Origin of the sequence: Cupriavidus phytohabitans (assembly GCF_017815025.1) — a bacterium.
GTDB lineage: Bacteria > Pseudomonadota > Gammaproteobacteria > Burkholderiales > Burkholderiaceae > Cupriavidus.
In genome coordinates, this window is sequence record NZ_JAGIQB010000033.1 from 34,719 (window position 1) to 55,643 (window position 20,925).

General features: G+C 58.4%; 21 protein-coding genes. 10 read left to right on the top strand and 11 right to left on the bottom strand.

Translation table 11 applies throughout. The features are described 5' to 3' along the window. The first annotated feature begins 198 nt into the window (after positions 1-198). Entirely contained in the window at positions 199-900 is a 702-nt protein-coding gene (locus J8I34_RS21765) for a GntR family transcriptional regulator (RefSeq protein WP_209806993.1), read from the top strand. A 17-nt stretch (positions 901-917) separates the two neighbouring features. On the opposite strand, the gene J8I34_RS21770 is transcribed toward J8I34_RS21765, so the two are convergent. From J8I34_RS21770 to J8I34_RS21780, 3 genes are read right to left on the bottom strand one after another with little or no spacing between them, the layout of a single operon-like run. Then, the gene (locus J8I34_RS21770; RefSeq protein ID WP_209806994.1) at positions 918-1,760 is read right to left on the bottom strand and encodes an ImmA/IrrE family metallo-endopeptidase; all 843 of its coding nucleotides are present in this window, start codon (positions 1,758-1,760) and stop codon (positions 918-920) included. Beyond that, positions 1,757-2,149, bottom strand: coding sequence for a hypothetical protein (locus J8I34_RS21775; RefSeq protein ID WP_209806995.1), 393 nt, complete (start codon positions 2,147-2,149; stop codon positions 1,757-1,759). Before J8I34_RS21775 ends, J8I34_RS21770 begins: the two co-directional genes overlap by 4 nt. Then, positions 2,146-2,730: an RNA polymerase sigma factor gene (locus J8I34_RS21780; RefSeq protein WP_209806996.1), complete on the bottom strand. Its 585-nt coding sequence runs from the start codon at positions 2,728-2,730 to the stop codon at positions 2,146-2,148. Before J8I34_RS21780 ends, J8I34_RS21775 begins: the two co-directional genes overlap by 4 nt. 164 nt (positions 2,731-2,894) lie before the next feature. Here J8I34_RS21780 and J8I34_RS21785 point away from each other — a divergent pair, with 164 nt between their 5' ends. The 7 genes from J8I34_RS21785 (at position 2,895) to J8I34_RS21815 (ending at position 9,631) form a co-directional block, all read left to right on the top strand. Beyond that, on the top strand, positions 2,895-3,839 hold the full coding sequence (locus tag J8I34_RS21785) for a hypothetical protein (RefSeq protein WP_209806997.1): 945 nt from the start codon (positions 2,895-2,897) through the stop codon (positions 3,837-3,839). A gap of 352 nt (positions 3,840-4,191) precedes the next feature. Further along, the gene (locus tag J8I34_RS21790) at positions 4,192-5,313 is read left to right on the top strand and encodes an isocitrate/isopropylmalate dehydrogenase family protein (RefSeq protein ID WP_209806998.1); all 1,122 of its coding nucleotides are present in this window, start codon (positions 4,192-4,194) and stop codon (positions 5,311-5,313) included. A gap of 20 nt (positions 5,314-5,333) precedes the next feature. Continuing rightward, positions 5,334-5,660 (top strand): putative quinol monooxygenase, encoded by a 327-nt coding sequence (locus tag J8I34_RS21795; protein ID WP_209806999.1) that lies wholly within the window; start codon positions 5,334-5,336, stop codon positions 5,658-5,660. Between the two features lies 1 nt (position 5,661). Continuing rightward, positions 5,662-6,381, top strand: a complete 720-nt coding sequence (locus J8I34_RS21800; protein ID WP_209807000.1) for a haloacid dehalogenase type II — start codon at positions 5,662-5,664, stop codon at positions 6,379-6,381. A 28-nt stretch (positions 6,382-6,409) separates the two neighbouring features. Next, positions 6,410-7,384, top strand: coding sequence for a Bug family tripartite tricarboxylate transporter substrate binding protein (locus J8I34_RS21805; protein ID WP_209807001.1), 975 nt, complete (start codon positions 6,410-6,412; stop codon positions 7,382-7,384). A gap of 289 nt (positions 7,385-7,673) precedes the next feature. Beyond that, a complete protein-coding gene (gene otnK / locus J8I34_RS21810) occupies positions 7,674-8,978 on the top strand; it encodes a 3-oxo-tetronate kinase (protein ID WP_245176059.1) in 1,305 nt (434 codons plus the stop codon). Further along, positions 8,975-9,631, top strand: a complete 657-nt coding sequence (locus J8I34_RS21815; protein ID WP_209807003.1) for a class II aldolase/adducin family protein — start codon at positions 8,975-8,977, stop codon at positions 9,629-9,631. Before otnK ends, J8I34_RS21815 begins: the two co-directional genes overlap by 4 nt. Before the next feature lie 88 nt (positions 9,632-9,719). Here the strand turns inward: J8I34_RS21815 and J8I34_RS21820 are convergent, their stop codons facing one another. From J8I34_RS21820 to J8I34_RS21840, 5 genes are all read right to left on the bottom strand, one after another. Beyond that, positions 9,720-10,718 carry an aldo/keto reductase gene (locus tag J8I34_RS21820; RefSeq protein ID WP_209807030.1) on the bottom strand — a complete coding sequence of 333 codons (999 nt, stop codon included), beginning with the start codon at positions 10,716-10,718 and terminating at the stop codon, positions 9,720-9,722. Positions 10,719-11,019: 301 nt separating this feature from the next. After that, positions 11,020-12,342: an MFS transporter gene (locus J8I34_RS21825; RefSeq protein WP_209807004.1), complete on the bottom strand. Its 1,323-nt coding sequence runs from the start codon at positions 12,340-12,342 to the stop codon at positions 11,020-11,022. A gap of 103 nt (positions 12,343-12,445) precedes the next feature. Further along, positions 12,446-13,294, bottom strand: a complete 849-nt coding sequence (locus J8I34_RS21830) for an NAD(P)-dependent oxidoreductase (RefSeq protein WP_209807005.1) — start codon at positions 13,292-13,294, stop codon at positions 12,446-12,448. Positions 13,295-13,308: 14 nt separating this feature from the next. Beyond that, positions 13,309-14,340 (bottom strand): transketolase family protein, encoded by a 1,032-nt coding sequence (locus J8I34_RS21835; protein WP_209807006.1) that lies wholly within the window; start codon positions 14,338-14,340, stop codon positions 13,309-13,311. Continuing rightward, complete coding sequence (locus J8I34_RS21840) at positions 14,337-15,224, bottom strand: transketolase (RefSeq protein WP_209807031.1); 888 nt, start codon at positions 15,222-15,224, stop codon at positions 14,337-14,339. Before J8I34_RS21840 ends, J8I34_RS21835 begins: the two co-directional genes overlap by 4 nt. Before the next feature lie 1,217 nt (positions 15,225-16,441). On the opposite strand from J8I34_RS21840, the gene J8I34_RS21845 reads away from it, so the two are divergent. Continuing rightward, the gene (locus J8I34_RS21845) at positions 16,442-17,671 is read left to right on the top strand and encodes an MFS transporter (protein ID WP_256441843.1); all 1,230 of its coding nucleotides are present in this window, start codon (positions 16,442-16,444) and stop codon (positions 17,669-17,671) included. Between the two features lie 36 nt (positions 17,672-17,707). Here the strand turns inward: J8I34_RS21845 and J8I34_RS21850 are convergent, their stop codons facing one another. From J8I34_RS21850 to J8I34_RS21860, 3 genes are all read right to left on the bottom strand, one after another. After that, positions 17,708-18,625 (bottom strand): LysR family transcriptional regulator, encoded by a 918-nt coding sequence (locus J8I34_RS21850; protein WP_245176061.1) that lies wholly within the window; start codon positions 18,623-18,625, stop codon positions 17,708-17,710. Positions 18,626-18,902: 277 nt separating this feature from the next. Further along, complete coding sequence (locus J8I34_RS21855) at positions 18,903-19,583, bottom strand: hypothetical protein (RefSeq protein ID WP_209807008.1); 681 nt, start codon at positions 19,581-19,583, stop codon at positions 18,903-18,905. Next, positions 19,580-19,768, bottom strand: a complete 189-nt coding sequence (locus J8I34_RS21860) for a hypothetical protein (protein WP_209807009.1) — start codon at positions 19,766-19,768, stop codon at positions 19,580-19,582. The genes J8I34_RS21855 and J8I34_RS21860 overlap by 4 nt, the downstream gene beginning before the upstream one ends. 411 nt (positions 19,769-20,179) lie before the next feature. On the opposite strand from J8I34_RS21860, the gene J8I34_RS21865 reads away from it, so the two are divergent. Beyond that, the gene (locus J8I34_RS21865) at positions 20,180-20,542 is read left to right on the top strand and encodes a hypothetical protein (protein ID WP_209807010.1); all 363 of its coding nucleotides are present in this window, start codon (positions 20,180-20,182) and stop codon (positions 20,540-20,542) included. The last annotated feature ends 383 nt before the right edge of the window (positions 20,543-20,925 follow it).

Consider the following 20,925-nt stretch of genomic DNA (forward strand, 5'->3'; position numbering starts at 1 on the left):
TGATAGAGGCTTTTTTTCTATTGGGGCTTCACGAAGAGGCTCACCTATCCTCGCAGCGGTGTGGGGGCGAAAGATTCGCTGAGACTCCTTTACTGCCGGCGCGAAGTACAATGGGAATACGTTAACGTATTCATTGCCATAAAGTGTGCTATAAGCCACTATTCGGCAGTTCCCGGCGGCGCCGGTTGAGAGGCAAGTATGAGTTCTTTGCGCAAGGAGCGCGTTCTCCACGACGAGGCTGAATCTCTGACATTGCCGGAGTCTGCGTACCGAATGGTCCGGGGCAACATACTGGATAATCGGTGGCCGCCAGGTTTCCAGGCCACCGAGCAGGAGGTGGCGAGTCAGCTCAACATGAGTCGAACGCCCGTGCGGGAGGCGTTGCTGAGACTGCAGCAGGAAGGGCTGGTCGAGGTCGTGCCTCGCCATGGCATGCACGTCCTTCCCGTATCCCCGGCAGACATGAAGGAAATCTACGAGGTATTGACCTCGCTCGAGTCGACGGCGGCAGAACTTGCTGCCGCTAGGCGCCTGAGCTCGGAGGAACTGCGACCTTTGGAGGAGGCTTCCGATGCAATGGACGCGGCGCTGAAGCGAGACGACCTGGATGGGTGGGCGCGCGCAGATGAAGCCTTCCACGCTCAATTGCTCAGCCTCAGCGGCAATCGGATGCTCAAGCAGATGGTGCTCAATACTTGGGACAGAGCACACCGGGCACGGATGGTGACGCTGCGCCTGCGGGCCAAGCCGGTTCACTCGACACGCGAACACCGGGACCTTCTGAAAGCAATTCGCAATGGAGACCCCGCGGCAGCTCGGGAGGTGCAACGAGCGCATCGAGAGCGAGCGGGAAAGGAGTTGCTCGAACTGCTGCAAAGGCTCGGTCTTCAGCACTTGTAGCGGGAGCAGCGGCGTTGTTATCGTTTGAGGATGCCTTGCCGAGAAACGTAGGAGCCTCGTTCGGTGTAACGGCGACCGACATTCCAGTCGGCGCCGGCATCCATCATGGCAGATTCCAAGTATAGAAGTATGAGAGCTGTGCCGCCCGTACTACCTATACATTGCTCAAGCACTTCATAGTTACCGGCATCATCGTTCTCGAACCAGGCATCTGCCGGCTGTTTCCTCAGCCCGTTGCACTCCTTTCCACTATGGAGAAGGTCATAGGTGAAAGTGTCCTCATCAAGCTTGTTTTTAAGAAACCAGCGCTTAGGGATATGGGCCGCTGGCAAACTCCAACGTTTTCTGTCCCTACTATAGCTGGCAATGACGACCGGCAGAGTGTCGATGTTCGCCAAACGCAGCGCTGTAGCCATAAGGCTCGTCTCAAATTCGGCAGCAATCTTTGTGAGCTGCTGAAAGCTAGGCTGCTTAAGCTGTGCAATCAGTGGCTTGAAGAGCGGGCCGGGCAACAAGAGGTGAGATGCGAATCTGTCTGCTTCTTTTTCCAGTGCCCGGTCGGAAGACAAGTTGGCACTCGGGTCATCGACGCGGCACTGAAAAGACCGCCCTCTATGAAGATGCCAGTGTCCTAACTCGTGGGCGACGGAAAACCGCTCGCGCCCACGTGTTGCCGATGGATTTATCGTCGCGATTGCGCGGTCACGATAGCCGACCAGCGACGCCTCGCAACCCGTCATTGCTTCGTAGACCACTTCGACTCCGGAGTCAAAGGCAACTGCTTCGATATCCAAATCCTGAGGACTTGTGATACCAAGCTCCGCAATCAATGACTCGGCGCGTTCTCCTTCAGAAGTCATTTAGCCTCTCCATGAGGGCCTGCCTGGAGAGACCTGATTCTGCTGTACAGCTTAAGCACTTCTTCGTCCGACAGCTCGCCAAGACTTCGAGCTGCTAAGGTATATCTGCCATCGTTTGCGGCTTGGGCTATGAACCGCCGGGCTTCCGCGGCGGATACCTCTGCGGGCGCCGCGACAGGGCGCTTTTGTAGGGACGCATAGCCGGCCTTTGCGGCAGCAAGTCGAGAACGCCCAGCTCTGGCTTTTGCGGATTGGAGCGAGCGCAGAGCATCCGCCTGCACGGCGGTTGGGTCAAGGCCCTCGAGCACTTGGTCGTCGGGCATCGCAATCAGCTCATCCACCAAGCTGTCGATGAAGTTATCGAATTCGTTTGTTGGCTTGGTCGTCATTTCGGTCTCCGGTCGGGGTCCACCGCCGCAAGTTTGCGCAGTAGCCGTTTTCGAGCCGCGTCATACGTTTTCTCGTCCCAACCTAGCTCATCGCGGGCCTCCGCCCCCCGAATACCATCTGCCCACGCCATTGCCAGCAGCTCCAGGTCGGCATCGCCGTCGAGCGCCTCATATAGGGCGACCATCTGCTGTTTGCCCGAGGCTTCGTCTTCCGGCGTTACCGCTACTCTGCCGTGCGCCTGCGGTGTGTGGTCATCGTCTTCGGCTTCGAACGCGTCAAGGACCACGTTTTCGTCGATGGGGCTAGCATCGTTGTGCTTGCGCTCATTGCTGGCGATGCTATGCAAGACGTTCTTCAGAACAACCAAGGGATGAACGTCTCGCGGCCATACACGCGTGCCATCAAGCAGCTTGACCATAGCTTCCTGCAACAAATCATCGGGCTTCCAGCCGGTCAGGCCCCCGCAGAAGGCAGCGGCAAGGTACCGGGCACGCTGCCACTCGGCTGCTTGGAAAGCTTCGAGGGCGGCCTCCACTTCAGCCTTGGTCAGGCGCTCTTCGGATTCTGGGACAGCCGACATAAGCGGTGTCTCCCTCCCTTAGACTCCCCGGCAGGTCACCGTGGACGCGCCTGCCGAGAAAAAATTTTGTTCGACTGGCGTCCACGGCGCCGTCTTGGGGAGTCTTTATAGGTAAGGGGCCGAGCAGTTTCGCCCGTCCCTCAACTCTATAAGGATTCATAACCATGCAGATTAACCGAAAAACCCGCAATATCACCAAGTACCTCAAACACCTGCAGCCGTCCGAACTGTATATGCTCGGCTTGCCCGTCGACGATGAAATCGCGAAGCGGCTTGCAGAAATGGGCTTCGATATCCCTCTTGTCCCCGGCCAGCGCTTGCTGCCCGCCGCACGCAAAGGTCCGGCTTGCCGCCGAAATGCTGAGGGCTACCACATCGTTCATCGCGACCAGCCTAAAGAGACGGCGTACCGTCAGGTGGAGTGGACTTGGACCCAATTCGTCGGACGCTACGACACCGAGGAGAAGTCGAGGATTGTGGACGTGCCTTACCAGCGTTATCCCCGGACTCACGTCGCACCGTACAGCATCGAGTTGGAAATCAAGGTTCGCGCCGACAACCAAGTCTTTGTCGTGGCCGGCCCTTTTTCCAATGAGGAGCCGCAAGCTGTTGTCGCCACGAACACCGCAAATATGCTCCGTGAGACACTTGGAGGATTTGAAGTGCTCGATAAGGACCTCGCCAGCTGGGTGAGTGCGCCGGTGCGTCGCCTGAACTGGAAACTGCTTCCCCCCGGCAAGAATCCTTGGGAGTCGGCCTTACCTGTACTGGAAGAAATGGTCGAACGTGCCCCAAGGGGGAACCAGTGCGTACTCCGTGCCCGTCTCGCGGCCGTGGGGGGGAAGAACCCAGACTTTGTCGCCATCGGCATGGGCGGCTTCGACGGCTATACCGTGTTTGGCTTTGTGAAACAGAAGGTGTGCGTGCTGGAGAGCCCGCAGGTGAACAACGCAACCTACGTGTTGCCGATGGACTCCTGGGAAGCCGTGTCTCAGATGACCAAAGCGCAAATCTTGGATGCCAAGGCTCATAAGGCCCGTATCGTGCATACCCGCTCTTGGTTTGACTCCTTGGAAAAAGCCCTGGGTTCTGACCGTAAGGCAGCATGATATGGATGGGGCGGGTTGGCGCGACCTGCGCGCTTTGCCGCGCTGACCCGACCCGTTACCACTCCGCGGAGTCGGTCCAGTAGACGGCTCGCCCTGCAAAGAACCCTTCGGGAAGGGGCGAACCCATAGAAGTCCGGCGAGCCGTACCCCATTGTTGCAACCGTCCAGCGTCCTCGCCGCGGACGAAGTGCACTCCCCGTGCGGTGCCTACTCAGCTTCCGTCGCTCTCCGGAAAGCTCCCTGGCAGCAATCACCCTAGCGATTACACAAAGAACCATTTGACACCGCGCTGGCGCGTGCTATAACGTATCCATTAACGTATGCATTAACGCATCCACTGATGGAGACGAGGATGAGCAAAGGAACGACGCAGACACTAGAAATTGCCGTGCTGCCGGGGGATGGGATTGGTCGGGAAGTCATGAGCGCCTGCCTGCAGGTACTCGAAGCGGCACAAGCACTGTGTCGGGGACCAGCGCTGCGGTGTACCACCTACAACGCAGGCGCCCAGTACTACGCCGAATCCGGCGTCGCGCTGCCGGACGAGACGCTCAAGGCGTGCAAAGAATCCAGTGCGATTCTGTTTGGTGCAATGGGATGGCCGGACATCCGCCACGCAGACGGAACCGAAATCATCCCGCAGCTTGACCTCCGGATGGAACTGGGACTCTATGCAGGTGTCCGACCGATTCGCTGGTTCCCAGGCCTTCCGCAAGTTCTCACCGACGAGCGCGCCAAGCAGATTGATTTCGTACTGGTGCGGGAGCAAACCGAAGGCCTCTTCTATGCGCGTGGGCGTGGGCGAGTCGAGAACGACGAAGAGGCCTACGACACCATGCAGATTACCCGCACGGGAAGTACGCGGGTCAGCGAGTTCGCCTTCCGACTTGCTGAGCAGCGCAAGGCCAGAGGGAAGTCCTCGCGGGTGACCTGCGTTGACAAGGCGAACGTGTTCGCTTCCATGGCCTTCTTCCGCAAGGTCTTTGACGAGGTCGCATCCACGCATCCGAACATCGAAAAAGACCACGCCTATGTCGACGCGATGGCCCTGACCATGGTCAAGAAGCCTTGGACCCTCGATGTGATGGTCACCGAGAACATGTTCGGCGACATCCTGTCCGACCTTGCCGCGGGCCTAATTGGCGGAATGGGCATGGCATCCTCCGCCGATATTGGTGACAAGCACGGCCTGTTTCAGCCCGCCCACGGTACTGCCCCTGACATCGCCGGCCAGGGAAAAGCGAATCCGTGCGCCATGCTGTTGTCAGCGGCGATGATGTTGGAGTGGCTAGCCTTCCGGTACGACGAACCGCAACTGGCAATTCGCGGCGCTCTCATCGAAAAGGCGGTGGAGGAAGCCTTGGCGACCGGGGACGTTGTTCCCATGGAATACGGCGGCTCTGCTGGTACAGCAGAAATGACCAAGGCTGTCATCGACGCGCTTCCCATCGCGCAGCGCGCGTTGCCGCAATGAGCGCCGTACAAGCATCACGGATGAAAGACGGCCATGTCGTGACCGTCTGCTTCAAAGTCCGGCCGGAGCATGTGGACGACTTCCGGCATGCCATTGTGGAGAACGCTCACGCGTCCCTTTGCCTGGAGTTCGGCTGCCTTGTGTTCGACGTCTGCGAGGATGTGACGCGACAGGAGTTCTATCTTTACGAGGTATACGCGAGTCCCGATGCGTTCGCTGAGCACCTTGCCAGCGGTCATTTCAAATCGTTCGATGCAGCGAGTTCGCAATGGATTACCGACAAGAAGGTCGCACAGTACACGCGGCTGACCGTCGGGGTCCCGGAGAGAAACCATCTCGAGGTCTGACATGGCGACAAATACGGCAACAGTAAAGGCGATTGTCTTCGATACTTTCGGAACCGTCGTCGATTGGCGCGGAAGCATAATTGCGGACCTCAGCCAGTGGGGCGATGCCAACGGAGTTCATGCCGATTGGGCGAGTTTGGTCGATGCATGGCGCGGGAGGTACGAGCCCCAGAAGGACCGAGTACGTCGCGGCGAGATTGCCTGGACCAATATTGACGACTTGCACTTCGAGGCGCTTTGCAGCCTGCTTCCCGAGTTCGGTTTGTCAAATCTCGGCGAGGCCCAACGCATGCACGTGAACCGCGTGTGGCACCGGCTCAATGCATGGCCGGATGCCGTGGCTGGCCTGAATCGCCTAAAAAAGCGATACGTCATTGGGCCGCTCTCAAACGGAAATATCGCCCTCCTGGTCAACATGGCCAAACATGCTGAGCTTCCCTGGGACTCCATCTTCTCCTGCGAACATTTCCAGCGCTACAAGCCCCATCCGGATACGTACCTGGGCGTCTGCAGGCAAATGTACCTGGAGCCAAATGAGGTAATGATGTGCGCCGCGCACAACTATGACCTAGCTGCTGCAAGGGCGGTGGGATTGCGCACTGCGTTCATACCCCGGCCGACCGAATACGGGCCGGGGCAAACAACCGACCTGGTTCCCAAGGAAGACTGGGACGTGGTGGCGAGTGACCTGCAGGATTTTGCTACCAGGATGGGCGCTTAAGTAGCGTACCGCTGGAGGAGACATAGAAATGAAAAGCTTAGTAAAGAAAGTGGTAGTCGTCGGTGTGGCCGCTCTGGCAAATGTTGCTTACGCACAAGGCAACTGGCCTAGCAAACCAATTACGTTCGTGGTGCCGAGCGCGCCCGGTGGCTCGACCGATTTCATCGCACGACAGATTTCGGACCCCCTTTCTAAGGCACTTGGACAGGCTGTCATCATCGAGAACCGGCCCGGTGGTGCAGGCAACATCGGTGCGGAGGTCGCCCTCCGAAACGGCGGCGATGGTTATACGTTCCTGGTTCAGTACTCTGGATACCATGTCGGCAATCCTGCGCTGTTCCCCGGCAAGATGCGATGGAACCCCGAACGGGACTATAAGGGCGTTGCGATGCTGATGCGTGCCCCGCATGTCATCGTAGTCGGAAAAGGCATTCCTGTAAGCAACCTCAAGGAACTGATTGACTACGGTAAGAAAAAGCCTCAAGGGCTATCTTACGCGTCCTCCGGACCTGGTTCGATTCAGCATATTGCCGGGGAAGTGTTCCATGAGAAGACCAAGCTGCCGATGACGCATGTAGCATACAAAGGCTCCGCACCTGCAATGACAGACGTTATCAGCGGCCAAGTGGATGTGTTCATCACCACTCCCCCTACGGTGATGGGGCACCTCCAATCGGGAAACGTCAAGGTTCTCGCCTATACCGCCCCTAAGCGGCATCCGGCGCTGCCTAACATCCCGACTTCCGCGGAGGCCGGGCTTCCCGGCTACGAGGTCGAGTCCTGGTTCGCGCTGTACGCGCCTGCCGCAACGCCGAAGCCCGTTATTGACAAGCTGTCTGAAGCGGTCAAAAAGGTGCTCGAGAGTGACCCGGTCCGCTCGACAGTCAATGCACAAGGCGCATATGCGGAATACATGAATCCAGCGCAACTTGATGCATTCACCAAGAAGGAACTGGCCGTATGGGCAGAGGTGATTCAAACCGCAAAGATTAAGCCCGAATAGCCTCACACACTCCGATGCTCCCATACGTTAAGGAGCAGGCCATGCCGGCGACTGTGCGACGCCAGTCGCCCGGCTGAATCTAAACATCTCTCGGCCTCGCGCTTCTCGGTCAATCGACGTTCGAAGCGCAAGGTCCTCTGACTAGTCCATTGCGTCATTGAAACGGCATCCTCGTTCGACTGTGCCTCGACATCTTCCTGGCGCGATTCTTCTGATGCAGTGGTCTAGTGATTTCCCTGATTGGTGCATTCGCACCACGGGTTCCCTACGCACTAATGGAGCCGGAAAATTGAGCTCACACAGCAAGAAGCCGCTACTTGGGTGCATCGCGGACGATTTCACCGGTGCAACCGACCTTGCGAATAACCTGGTCCGCGCAGGTATGCGCGTGGTTCAAACAATCGGGGTTCCGACTCAAGCGGACGGCACGAAAACCGCGTCAACCCTGCCAGATGCGGACGCCATCGTTGTCGCGCTGAAGTCGCGCACAGCGCCCGTAGTCGAGGCCGTTGAGCAGTCGCTTGGCGCAGCAAGGTGGCTGCAGCAACTAGGTGTAGAGCAACTCTACTTCAAGGTGTGTTCGACCTTCGATTCCACTGACCGCGGAAACATTGGTCCGGTGGCCGAAGCATTGGCCGACACCTTGCAAGCCGGCATCGTTCCGGTCTGCCCCGCGTTCCCAGAGACCAATCGTACTGTCTACAATGGTCATCTATACGTAGGAGACGTACTGCTAAGCGACAGCAGCATGCGTCATCATCCGCTCACACCGATGACGAACTCGAACCTGACCCAAGTACTCAGACGACAGAGCAAGAGCGAGGTTGGACTTGTCGACCACGCCTATGTACGCCGAGGCCCCGGAGCAATCCGCGACCGACTGGAGCATCTCCGCTCTGATGGGAAGCGTTTTGTGGTGGTTGACGCCATCGCAAATGAGGACCTCATGACGATGGGAAAGGCCTTCAAGGGACTCCCATTGGTTGTGGCCGGCTCTGGTGTGGCGATTGGCCTACCACAGAACTTCGGTATTACCCCCAGCGCGGGTTCAGCTCAGCTTCCGGTTGTGCGTGGACCGCGCGCTATTGTTTCGGGGAGCTGCTCAGCTGCGTCAAACGCTCAGGTGGTCGACTTCATCAAGCGCGGCGGTGAAGCATTTTCGGTGGACCCCCTACGCCTCGCGGCGGGAAATGATATCGTTGCCGAGGCATTGCATTGGGCAGCCGCCCGACTCACCGAAGCTCCGGTTCTTTTCTATGCCACGGCTCAACCTGACGCGGTGAAGTCCATTCAAGCTCAACTTGGTGTCGAGCAAGCCGGCGAGCTCGTAGAGCGGGCGCTGTCTGAAATAGCCATCGGCTTGGTCGAACGGGGCGTTCGCCAACTCATTGTCGCCGGTGGTGAAACGTCTGGGGCTTGTGTACAAGGCCTACAAGTGCAGCAGATGCGCATCGGTCCTCAAATCGACCCTGGTGTGCCATGGTGCTACGCGCCATCCCCTGCCGCCGGAAGCGACGGGGTGATGCTCGCGCTGAAGTCAGGCAACTTCGGCACGGTGGACTTCTTCACCAAAGCCTTTGGGATGCTGATGTGACCGAGCAGGAACTTCGACTTGAGATTTGCCGGGTTGGCCGCAGTCTCTTCGAGCGCGGTTACGTGCATGCAAGTGCGGGAAACATCAGCGTTCGAATCGAGGACGGATACCTCATCACGCCTACGGATGCCTGCTTGGGCTTCCTCGAGCCGGGCCGACTTGCCAAGGTAGACAGCCACGGTGAACAGGTTGCGGGCGACCGCGCGAGCAAGACTTTAGCGCTGCACCGGCGAATCTACGAATCGGACCCGGACGCGCGTTGTGTTATTCACACCCATTCCACCCACTTGGTAGCTTTGACATTGTCCGGTGCATGGTCAACCGAGGACATTCTGCCGCCCATCACGCCATACTTCGTCATGAAGGTCGGGCATGTCCCCCTCATTGAGTATCACCGACCTGGTGACCCGCGTGCTGCTGAGCTAGTTGCCAAAGCCATTGCGGTCCAGCGGGCTCGGGGCGGGCGGCTTCGCGCCGTGATGCTGGACCGCCTGGGGCCGAATGTATGGGGCACGACGCCGGCCGTGGTCATGGCCACCTTGGAGGAGCTGGAAGAGACAGCGCGTCTCTGGCTGATGTCTCATCCGAAACCCTGTCCCTTGGATGACGACGCGCTTAATGAACTTCGTCAGAGCTTTGGTGCTATTTGGTAAGCCCCCGTCTTCATCGATTCCCTGAGCGCAGTTGCATGGCACTTTATGGGTACCATGCAACTGCTAGCGTTGGCTAGCGGAGGCCGCGTTATTGATGGCCCGCGACCTCGTGAGGCACGTATTCCGCTTCGATGCTTTGCTTTTCTTCATTTGTGAGTTCGAGAGATAGCGCGCTGATAGAATCAGTCAACTGTGACGCCTTCGAGACGCCGATAATTGGGGCAGAAACACCTCGTTTGGCCAATACCCAGGCAAGCGCAACCTGTGCCATGGGGACCTCACGGGCATCCGCGACCCGCTGCACTGCTTCGATTACCGTCCCATCAGCCGCCTGAGTTCTATCGTACAGCGCGGTCCCAACGCTGTCCTTCTCGATTCGGCTTGTTTGAGCCCCAAATGGTCTGCTCAGTCGACCACGGGCAAGCGGACTCCAAGGCATCAGACCGACACCTTGGTCGAGGCACAACGGAATCATCTCTCGCTCCTCCTCGCGATACAGAAGATTGACGTGATTCTGCATCGAGACGAATTTCGTCCAGCCGTTCCGAGCGGCGACTTCTTGTGCCTTGGCGAACTGCCATGCGAACATCGAGGAGGCACCAATGTAGCGCGCCTTACCAGCCTTTACGACGTCGTGCAGCGCCTCCATTGTCTCTGCGATGGGAGTGTTGTAGTCCCACCGGTGGATTTGATAGAGGTCGACGTAATCCGTACCCAGTCTGGAGAGGCTTGCATCGATAGCACTCATTATGGCTTTCCGCGACAGGCCGCGGTCATTGGGCTTTGCTTCCGAAGGAGACGAACCATTGGGGGGGAAGTACACCTTGGTCGCAAGAACGACGTCCTCCCGTTTCGCGAATTCACGTATCAACTTTCCGACGATGACTTCGGACGTGCCCGCAGAATAGCTGTTAGCGGTATCGAAGAAGTTGATTCCCTGTTCAATCGCGCTCCGGAAAATGGGACGTGAATCGGCTTCACCGAGCGTCCAGGGATGAGCGCCTGCGTCTGGGTCACCAAACGTCATGCAACCCAAGCACAGGCGGGAGATATCCAGGCCGGTCGAGCCAAGTTTTGTGTAGTCCATGTCGATGTCTTCGTTGTCAGTGTTCAGTTTGAAAGTCAAATGCTTTCTCGAATCTAACCACCTCGAAGTGAGCCATCCCCGCGACGCATCCTCCGTGCAAGCACTCTCGTCTTGGAATTGGTTTCCGAATGGGGCATCGGATATTGGTAAGCCCTTCTCAGCCACACATCGGAATCTCTCACTTTACCGCGTCGTCATTTCGAGTCAACGAGCCTTGGCTTCCGGATATGGCCTTGCCGCGACTCGTACAAAAGAGCCCGTCGTGATTGCACGACGGGCTCTGCTGCTTCCAGGGAGTGTATTAATGCAACGCAGGCTGCCGTGTTTGGTGCGGAGCTGGTTCGAGGCCTACCACTGCGGGTGCGGTCTCACGCATCGAGAGCGCGCACAGTGTCGAGATGACACCCAGCAGCGAGAACAGGATTGCCGGTCCAATCCAGCCCACGATGCCGTAGAGACCCGTGGCGACGAAGGGAACCAACCCAGCCACCAGCGAAGCACCGTTGTAGCCCAGCGAGATGCCCGACGAGCGAACATTTGCCGGGAACTGTTCCGAAAACCAAGACGGCTCGACTGCAAAGATGGGGTCGTGGCTCAGCAGCAGCGACAGGGAGATGGCAGTCACGACCATGACGCCGGCCCCGGTGTTGATAAGCATGAACATCGGGATGCCGAAAAGGATGGTGAAGACGGCACCCAACATATACACGGGACGGCGGCCGATGCGGTCGCTCCAAGCGCCGTAGATAAGATGGCTGACAAGGCCAATGGCCGAGCCAATCATGGTGCCCCACAGCACATTTTCCTTGGTCGTGATGTTCGCCAGCACTACGTATGACAGCATGAAGCTGGTCGTGACGTAGTAGCCGCCAGTTTCCGCCAGGCGCAGTCCGATGATGCGCAGCACCTTGCGCCAGTCGTTCCGCAGCACGTCCAGTGCAGGCTGCTTGACGATAGTGTTTTTCTCCTTCATGGCCTCGAAATCAGGCGATTCCTTGACGCTCAGACGGATGAATAGCCCGATGCCAACCATGACGATGGAAACGAGGAACGGCATGCGCCATACCCAATCACCTTCAAAGAGGACGGCCGACAGCAGAAAGGCGCCATTCGCCATCAGCAGTCCTAGCGGGATGCCCACCTGCGGCACTGCGCCGAAGAAGCCACGCCGTTTCGGTGGCGAGTGTTCGCACGCCATTAGCACCGCGCCGCCCCATTCCGCACCGAAGCCCACCCCTTGAATCATGCGTAGCAGAATCAGGAGAATTGGAGCGATTACGCCGGCTTGTTCGTAGGTTGGTAGCGCGCCAATCAGCACGGTAGCGCCGCCCATGGCAAGCAAGGACCAGAACAGCACGGACTTGCGGCCAATGCGGTCACCGTAATGACCGGCTAGATAGCCGCCCAGCGGCCGCATCAGGAAGCCCACGGCCAGTGTCGCGAAGGAGGCAAGAATGCCAACAATAGGTTCGGTTGTGTGAAAGAAGATTTTCCCGAACCAGCCTGCGGCAGCCGTACCGTAAATGAAGAAATCGTAGCTCTCAACCGCCGAGCCAATCATCGATGCGACGGATACCTTGACCGCGCCGTCCTTTTGCGGCGCGTGAGCCGTGGTAGTTGTCATATTGTCTTTGTCTCCAGACGTTTATCGTCGTGATTTTTGCCGGACATGCGCTTGTGACGTCAGGTCCGGCACAAATAGGCCTTCTTAGGGCATTGCTGCTTACTTACTTCTGCCAGGTCTCGATGACTCGGCTATCGTCACGCTGGCCAAGACCGGCCTGGGCGGCCTGGCAGTAACGAGCATGGGCGAGGTCAAGCAACGGTACGTCGGCACCACAGCCTTGGGCGGCATCCACCACCAGGCCGCTGTCCTTCACGAAGATGTTGATGGAACTGGTGACTTCAACATCGGTACCCTTGAGCATGCGGGGGCCACGGTCCGACAGCATCCACGAACCGGCAGCGCCTTTCTCAATCAGTCCGAGAACCTGTGCGGGGTCCAGGCCAAGCGAGCGTGCCAGGTTCAGCGCCTCGGCAGCGGCCACAATGTGAACTGAGCACAAGTGCTGGTTGACCACTTTGATGGCTTGACCATCGCCAAGCTTTTCGCCGGTGACGCGCACTTCGCCCATGGTCTGCAGGACCGGGCGCACCGCCTCGATGTCGGTGGCATTACCGGCGGCGAAGATGACCAGTTGACCGGTACGGGCTCGGGCCACACCGCCGGTGACCGGAGCATCCACCACGCGCACGCCGGCGGCACGCAGGCGCTCGCCTTGTTCGCGCACGCTGGCCGGGCCGACTGTAGACATGATGACCCAGGTCGTAGCGATGGGCTTGTCGATGGCGTCGTCGACAAGTTTTGCGAGCTGGTCCGGCGTGGCGACCATCACCACGGCCACGTCCGCTGTCGGCAGGTCCGACACGCGGTTGACGGCCTCAATGTTCTGAGCTTGCGCGTTGGCACAAGCGGCGGGTACCACATCGAGGCCCCCGACGGTGTGCCCCGCATTGCGAATCTGGAGGGCCATCGGCAGTCCAATGGCGCCCAGGCCGATGAAATTGACCTTCATGCTTTTCTCCCTCCTTACTTCAGCCATTTTTTGATGCGTTCGACGATGACTTCCGTCGAGATACCGTAGCGGTCATGCAGCGTCGGCAGCGCCCCAGCGTCGAGGAACTGGTCGGGCAGGGCCACCACTTCGAGCGCGGGGTAGACGCGTGCCTGCATCAGCGTCATGGCGACGGCTTCGCTCAGCCCGCCCACGGTGCTGTGGTTCTCCGCCACCACGACCAAACGTCCGCTGCGGCGGCACTGTTCAACGATGGTCTCTACGTCCAGCGGCTTGATGGTTGGCACATGTAGCACGCCTACGTCGGCAGTACCGCCGGCCATGGCCTGCGCTACTTCCAGGGCACGCATCGTCATCAGGCCTGACGAGATAATCAGGACGTCACGGCCGTCGCGCAGCAGCTTGGCCTTGCCCAGTTCGAACTTGTAGTCGTACTCGTCCAGCACCAGTGGCACCTTGCCGCGCAGCAGGCGCATGTAGACGGGGCCCTTGTATTCCGCGATGGCGGCAACGGCCTGCTCGGTGTCGAGCGCATCGCACGGGTCGACCACGGTCATGCCGGGCACAGCGCGCATCAGCGCCAGGTCCTCGGCGGCTTGGTGGCTCGGGCCGTAGCCGGTGGTCAGGCCAGGCAGGGCCGCACAAATCTTGACGTTGAGGTTTTCCTCTGCGATGACCTGGTGGATGAAGTCATACGCGCGACGGGTGGCAAACACGGCGTACGTGGTCGCGAACGGCGTGAAGCCTTCCTTGGCCATACCGCCGGCAGCGGCCATCAGCAACTGCTCGGCCATGCCCATCTGGATGTGGCGCTCGGGGAACGCCTGGCCAAAGATATGGAGGTCGGTGTACTTACCCAGGTCGGCTGTCATGCCGACGATTTCCGGCCGCTTTTCGGCCTCGGCGACCAGAGCATGGCCGAACGGGGCGCTGCGGGTACGCTGGCCCTCAGAGGCAATGGACGCAATCATCGCCGAGGTGGTCAGACGGGGCTTAGCCGTGGCTTGGGGCTGGGTCTGAGTCTGGTTTTGAACAGCGTTGCTCATTGCTCGGCTCCGTTGGCTTGGGTGGCGGCGTAGTTGGCATCCAGGACAGAAATGGCGTGCTGCCATTCGTCAGCTTCCACCCGGATGAAGTGGTTCTTCTCGCGGGTTTCGAGGAAGGGCACGCCCTTGCCCATCAGCGTGTCAAACAGAATCACGCGGGGGACCGGCTCCTTCAGTGCGCGAGCGCGGTCGAAGGCCTCAATCACGGCAGGCAGGTCATTGCCGTTCACGCGCTGCACGTACCAGCCAAAGCTCTGCCATTTTTCGGGCAGCGGCTCGAAGCCCAGCACTTCGTGCGACACGCCGTCGGCCTGCTGGCGGTTGATGTCGACCAGGCAAATCAGGTTGCCCAGCTTGTGGTGCGCGGCGGACAGCGCGGCTTCCCACGTGGACCCCTCGTCCAGCTCGCCGTCAGACATCGAGTTGTAGACGAAGGCCGAACTGCCCTTCATCTTGAGGCCCAGTGCCATGCCCACGCCGATGGGGAGGCCTTGTCCAAGCGAGCCGCCCGAAATTTCCATGCCTGGGGTGTAAGTGGCCATACCGGACATCGGCAGGCGGCTGTCGTCCGAGCCGTAGGTTTCCAACTCGGCCTCATCGATGAGGCCGGCTTCAATCAGCGCGGCGTACAGGGCAATGGCATAGTGGCCATGAGACAGCAGGAAGCGGTCGCGGCCCTCCCACTCCGGTTCACCCGGACGAAAGCTCATCGCATGACAATATGCCGTGGCGAGCACGTCCGCATAGCCAAGTGCTTGGCCGATATAGCCCTGGCCCTGGACTTCGCCCATCCGAAGTGCGAACCGGCGGATGCGCCACGCGTGGTGGGCCACCGCGGCCTGCGGCGAAATGTTGCTCGCCTCTTGTGCCGTATTTGCAGTCATCGTCTCCATTCCTATTTGGTAGAACACGTTCATTGCCCTTCTGGCTTGGTGACGCGAAATCCTTCACGTGACCGGATACAGCAGGGGATGGCGGAAAGGCTATCATCGGGTTTTGACGACGACAAACGAAACATTCTGGCGAATAGGTGAGCTGGTGTCATCTATCCTTTAGTCCTGGCCTTCGGTCGGACTGAGGCGTATTGGCGAGCCGGGCCACCCATCTTCAACCTCAGGGGCGAGTTCGATGTTGGACGTGGGTGCTGACTACCGTGGCAAGCCGATGGCGTTTCCTCGGGTCCTTCCCCGGTGTGCATCGATTGCTCCGTTGGCGCGTCTCAATTAGCGCGGCAGCCACCAAGCCGAGGGTTGTTAGGCTAGCCGTTCCAAAGATGAATTGGATTCAATGGACCATGTTGGCTTGCTCAGTCAACAAGCGGCGGCCAACGTGTAGCATTCGTCGGCGTGGACAAGAGTCCAAGTCATGAGGCCCTCAGACGAATAGGCTTTCCCCTTTCCTTCCCGAATGAAATTCCCATGAGCTGGTCGGTTATGAGAACGGCCGTTCATTTCTTCACTCCGGTCGCTACAGGCATATCCTCGCGCACAGTCTCCTCTGCCGCGTTGGCCTGCGCTGTGCAATGCCGGACGATATTCAAGCCTCTATGCAAGCAACAGAAACTCCACGAGGCACGGCCGGCCAGCCATTGCTGCCCCTTGACATCAAGCGCGCCAGAATCGCTGCTATGTCCGTTCTCTTTTGCAACGGGTTGCTCTACTCGACTTGGGGCGTCTCTGTACCGCTAATCAAACAAAAGTTTGGCCTCTCAGATGGCATGCTCTCGCTCGCCATGGCGGCGGTTGCGCTCGGAGGAATCGCCACAATAGCTCACGCCGGGCGGTGGATTGCTCGCAGAGGAAGCGGGCGGGCGAGTGTCGAGTCTGGGTTATTGATGGCCCTCGCTGCCGCTCCGATTTTGGCAACGTTGGAATACTCCCTGCTACTACTGCTCCTTTTTGCGTACGGCGTTGGCAAACCTCGTCGGTCTGCGATGGTCGCTGTTCTGTTTGGCACTTGCTATCGGTGCGACATGCCTTGGGTGGCTTTATCTCAGTTGGTCGACTGGCGGTACACCGTGGGCGATTGGAGCAGAGGGAACTCTGCATCGCGCGAAGCCTTCGCCTGAACCGTGCAACGCTGAAACCATGGCCTAACCGTAATGCTAAGAAATACTGAAAGACTTCATTCATCTACTGAGGTAAGTTGTCCTCCGCCGTATGGACTCTTTGCGGCAATCCTGAGTCTGGCGTTGGGTGGGTTATTCATCGGAACCGGAGAGTTCGTCTCCATGAGCCTGCTACCAGGAATGGCCCAGAGCACTCAAGTCACGATTCCGGCTGCTGGGAGCTACATCAGCGCTTATGCGCTAGGCGTTGTGGTAGGCGCGCCCCTCATCGCCATCCTGGCAGCGAGGTGGAGCCGAAAGGCTCTCTTGTTAGCCTTGCTGGGTCTGGTCATTGCAGGATATGCTGCCAGCGCTCTTGCTTGGAATCACACCAGCTTGCTCGCTGGCCGCTTTTTCTCGGGACTTCCTCACGGGGCATATTACGGAGTAGCTTCGCTGGTCGCCGCTGCAATGAGCCGCCCTGGCCGTCGTGTGCAAGCCGTCGGCTATGTCATGCTTGGCCTCGCCGCAGCCAACGTGGTTGGCGTGCCTGTGGCTACCTGGATAGGACAGGTGTTCGGATGGCGCGCGGCATTCGCGGCGGTCGCATTGGGAGGAACCCTTGCCGCGGCAATGCTCCGCCTTTTCGTCCCCGCCATTCCCAACCAGGCGGGCGCCAGTCCAGCATCCGAGCTTGATGGCCTTCGACAGCCTACGGTGTGGCTCACGCTGGCCGTTGCCTCCATTGGATTCGGAGGAATGTTTGCAGTCTACAGCTTCATCACGCCGACGTTGACCATGGTTACCGGGTTGTCGGCTGAGCAGGTACCGTTTGCCTTGGCCGTCTGGGGTGTCGGTATGGTTGTCGGCAATCTTGCTGGCGGATGGCTCGCGGACCGAGCGTTGGTGCCCTCCATTTTTGGCATGCTTGCCTGGAACGCTGCATTCCTGTCTGCGTTCTCTATGGTCGCCGACTCTCCGTTATTAACCTTGCTCGTGCTCTTTCTTATTGGTAATGGATTTGCCTTGGTGCCAGCCCTTCAAGCCCGTCTGATGAGCATCGCTGGCAAAGCCCAAACACTTGCGGCGGCGCTCAACCACAGCGCTTTCAACGTTGCCAACGCCATTGGTGCGACGCTCGGCGGTGTTGCGATTGCGAACAATCTTGGATGGGTATCGACCGGGTGGGTGGGCGCGCTGCTCGCCGTTGCTGGTGTAGGGCTTATGGCTATCTCAACCCATCAGGCAACGCAGAGCGCGAGCCTCTTTTCAGAAGAGCACTAGGAACCAATCCGAATGCGACGTCGGCCCACTAGCCGCTCAAGCTGCGTGTGCTCGGAAATGGTCTATCAGCTCACGCAGCCCTGGAGGCATTTGCCGCCGGCTGGGGTAGTAGAGATGAAATGCCGGTTCCATTGGCGCCCAGTCGCCCAAGACAACTTGCAGTTCGCCTCGTTCCAGATGCTCCGCTATTCGAGCCTGTAGACAATATGTGATGCCGACCCCCGCCAAGGCCATCTCTACCCCAAGGGTCGTCTCGTTGACGCAAAGTTGCCCCGGAACGTCAATGGTCCTTCGGTCGCCACCCTTCTGAAAGTCCCAGCGATAGATAACACCCTGTCCCGTTCGAATCTGGATGCAGGTGTGCGTTCTCAAATCCTCCGGAACCCTAGGTGGCTTGTGCCGCTTCAAGTAGCGGGGCGAAGCCGCAGCGACCCATTTGAGATTCTCTCCAAGAGGGACGGCGACAAAGTCTTCAGGGATGGTCCCGCCAAAGCGAATGCCAGCATCGAATCCTGCCGCAAGTATTTCTACAACCTTGTCCTCGACGGCGACCTCGACCTCCACATCTGGGTAATCGTGCAGGAAGGAAGGCAGAAGCTTGGCAAGGACGAGTCGGGCACCATCGCTTAACACATTCAACCGAAGCCTTCCGACAGGTCGGTCGCGATGCTTGTTCACTTCCTCAAGCGCATCCCCAATCTCTTGAAAGCCCAGTTCGAGCCTGTTGGCTAGATTCGCACCTGCTTCAGTAAGGGCAACAGCGCGCGTCGTGCGGTTCAGTAATCGAACGCCAAGTCGCGCTTCCAGATTACGAATGGCGTGGCTCAGGGCAGAAGACGAAACTCCAAGCTCCACAGCAGCTTGCTTAAAGCTGAGCAGCCTTGCCACGATGCGGAAGGAATTCAAATCGGCAAGTTCTGCGCGGGAGACTTTCGCTATTGGTCGTACTGGCATTACTGAAATGAAGAGCTTCTGAAGGGCCGTGGTCTCTGCAGAGACATCTAAGCTGGATATGATAGGCCGGATTGGTACTGGAAAAGTATCCCACCTTTGTTGGCGTTAGTGCTCTGCACGGGCCACGAACGACAAGCCTGATGCGGTGGGTGTCGCCTCACGCGGTCAAGGGGGTCCATGTGCCGGCCAGCCACTATTCGCATTCATCGATGGAGCAAGGACAAAGCAAAACGGTAGAGTTCTTTATTTGGGGAACATGGTTTAATATTGAACCGCCTCACGAAAAAAGCTTTCCGCCGGTGTATAGCGCAACGGCGGTTGTCGAAGTCCACCCCGCGAGCTTCCAAAGTCGCTCGGACTCATTGGATGCAAAGCGAATATCGCGTAGACGCAGACTTAACCTGAATAGGTATGAAGAAGCGTCAAAGTTTCCATGAACGCTTGTTGTTGCACAATATCGAAAAAATTTCGCAAAATAATTCTTCACCTGTCTCTCGGAAATGTCGGTAGCCCATCTATGCCTTCCTAAGATAAAGTTTCTCTCGCTCATCTTCATTACTTCAGATTTGTAAGGTGCAACAAAAATCGTCACTGCTCCTGTAGCGTCCTGGTTGAACCAAAGGGACGCGCCCACTTCCTCGACAACCTTTGAAATAGGCGCCGCTTCGCCTTGGCTTTGAGATGGTCTGCTAACGCCCATAAACCTAAATCCCGTCGAGATTTGCAGCTGGTTGGTGATGTTCGTCACGTCGAAGGTAGATTTGTCGAAGGGCGGATAGTCCCGATTAGTGGTCAGATACAGCATCCCGAGTTCCTGCGTGGCCGCTTCATTTACCTGTACTTCGCCAAAGGCCTTGCGGACCATCAGTTCAAGGTCTAGCCATGCGACTCGACTTACGTAAGCTCGCTGTCGATTGCGCGCCAAGACGGTGGCGGCCCGTTCAAGCTGCTTCTTCAATTCGCATCCCTCGACAAGTCCTCGAGCAACCGTCTGGTCTGGTCGTATCCCTGGATGTCCGTGCGAAGTGTTCCTGCTAGTGCATCCGTGACAAGCCCGGCGGAACCGCCGGCGGCCGGCAGCGCTTCTGATGGCTTGTAGACGACGACTTTCCCGTTTTTCGAATACTTTCCTTTCTTGCTCACTTATAACCCCTCGGCGTGCCAATGCTTTTTCCGTATTCTATCGCCCGCCGGCGCCGAGCCCTCCTTGCAGGTCGAAGAATTCCTCGTGGCCGCCGCTTTCCCTGTCGCGCGACCGATTGCGGAGGGCTTCTGCGAGACATACGTTTGCCTTGAAACCCCGTCTGAAGCGGCTAGACTGAAGTTGAGCGACCGTAAGATTGCTCCTTGGTGGCCCATCAGAAACAGAATTAGACGTCTAGGGCTACTTTCCTCCTACCTACCGCGTTTCGCCAACGTCCAGAACCAGGGCGGATTCTTCGTTCCGAACGTTCCAACGCCTTGCCTACAGCTCCTTGAGGACTGGGCAGCATCGGCGCGTCACAGGAACGAGTGCTTGGTCTCCCAGGCGGGTGAGATGGAGAGGAGTCGGAAATGCCAATTTGGAAAGTGCCATCCGTAGAAGCAGACCCGGAGATAGTTCTTCGGAAGTGGCGCGTCTTTGCGACCGAGCGCGGCGAACACCATTTCGTCGGCCAGAACGTGGAGAGTTCGAACGGAAGAGTCAGCTCAGCAATTATCAAGTTCGACAGAGAGACGAGAATCGGCACCACGCGAAGTGGTCGGAGATACGTTCTGCAGGGGCCCTCAGGCCGCGATGAGGATGCGATGCATACGTGGACAGTTTGGAAGATGCTCAATGATGTGAAGTCCGCGAAAAACATCAGCTCAGAATACGAAGACGGACACGACGAGCCGGTATCGGAAGCCAAGCAGCCAGGGCGTCCGGCGCTGTAGACGCCGCAACCTGGTTCCCCACCAGGAGCCGTCTTGCTGCCTCACAAATTGAACGATATTCCGCAGCTGACCCCATCACTGCAAGACGCCCACCGAGTCGGGCAACCCTCTTGCAGAGCAAGTCAAAGGAGATGGTCATGGACAGCCATGTACCACGTCAATGCCGGCACACGTTGAGCGCGCACAGGCCAAGACACCTCACGCTCGTCGGCAAAGAAAGAGCAAACTCGTTTAGAGAGCAGTACACAACTATCCGAGATTGGCGTCTACTCCGTACCTACCGCGGGAAACTTCACTTGGTAGGCCTCATAGGCCCGCGTAGGGAGGTTTGGGCAACTCCGCCACTCATTCGAATCGACCCAACCTTGCAGGTCGCCGTCGCC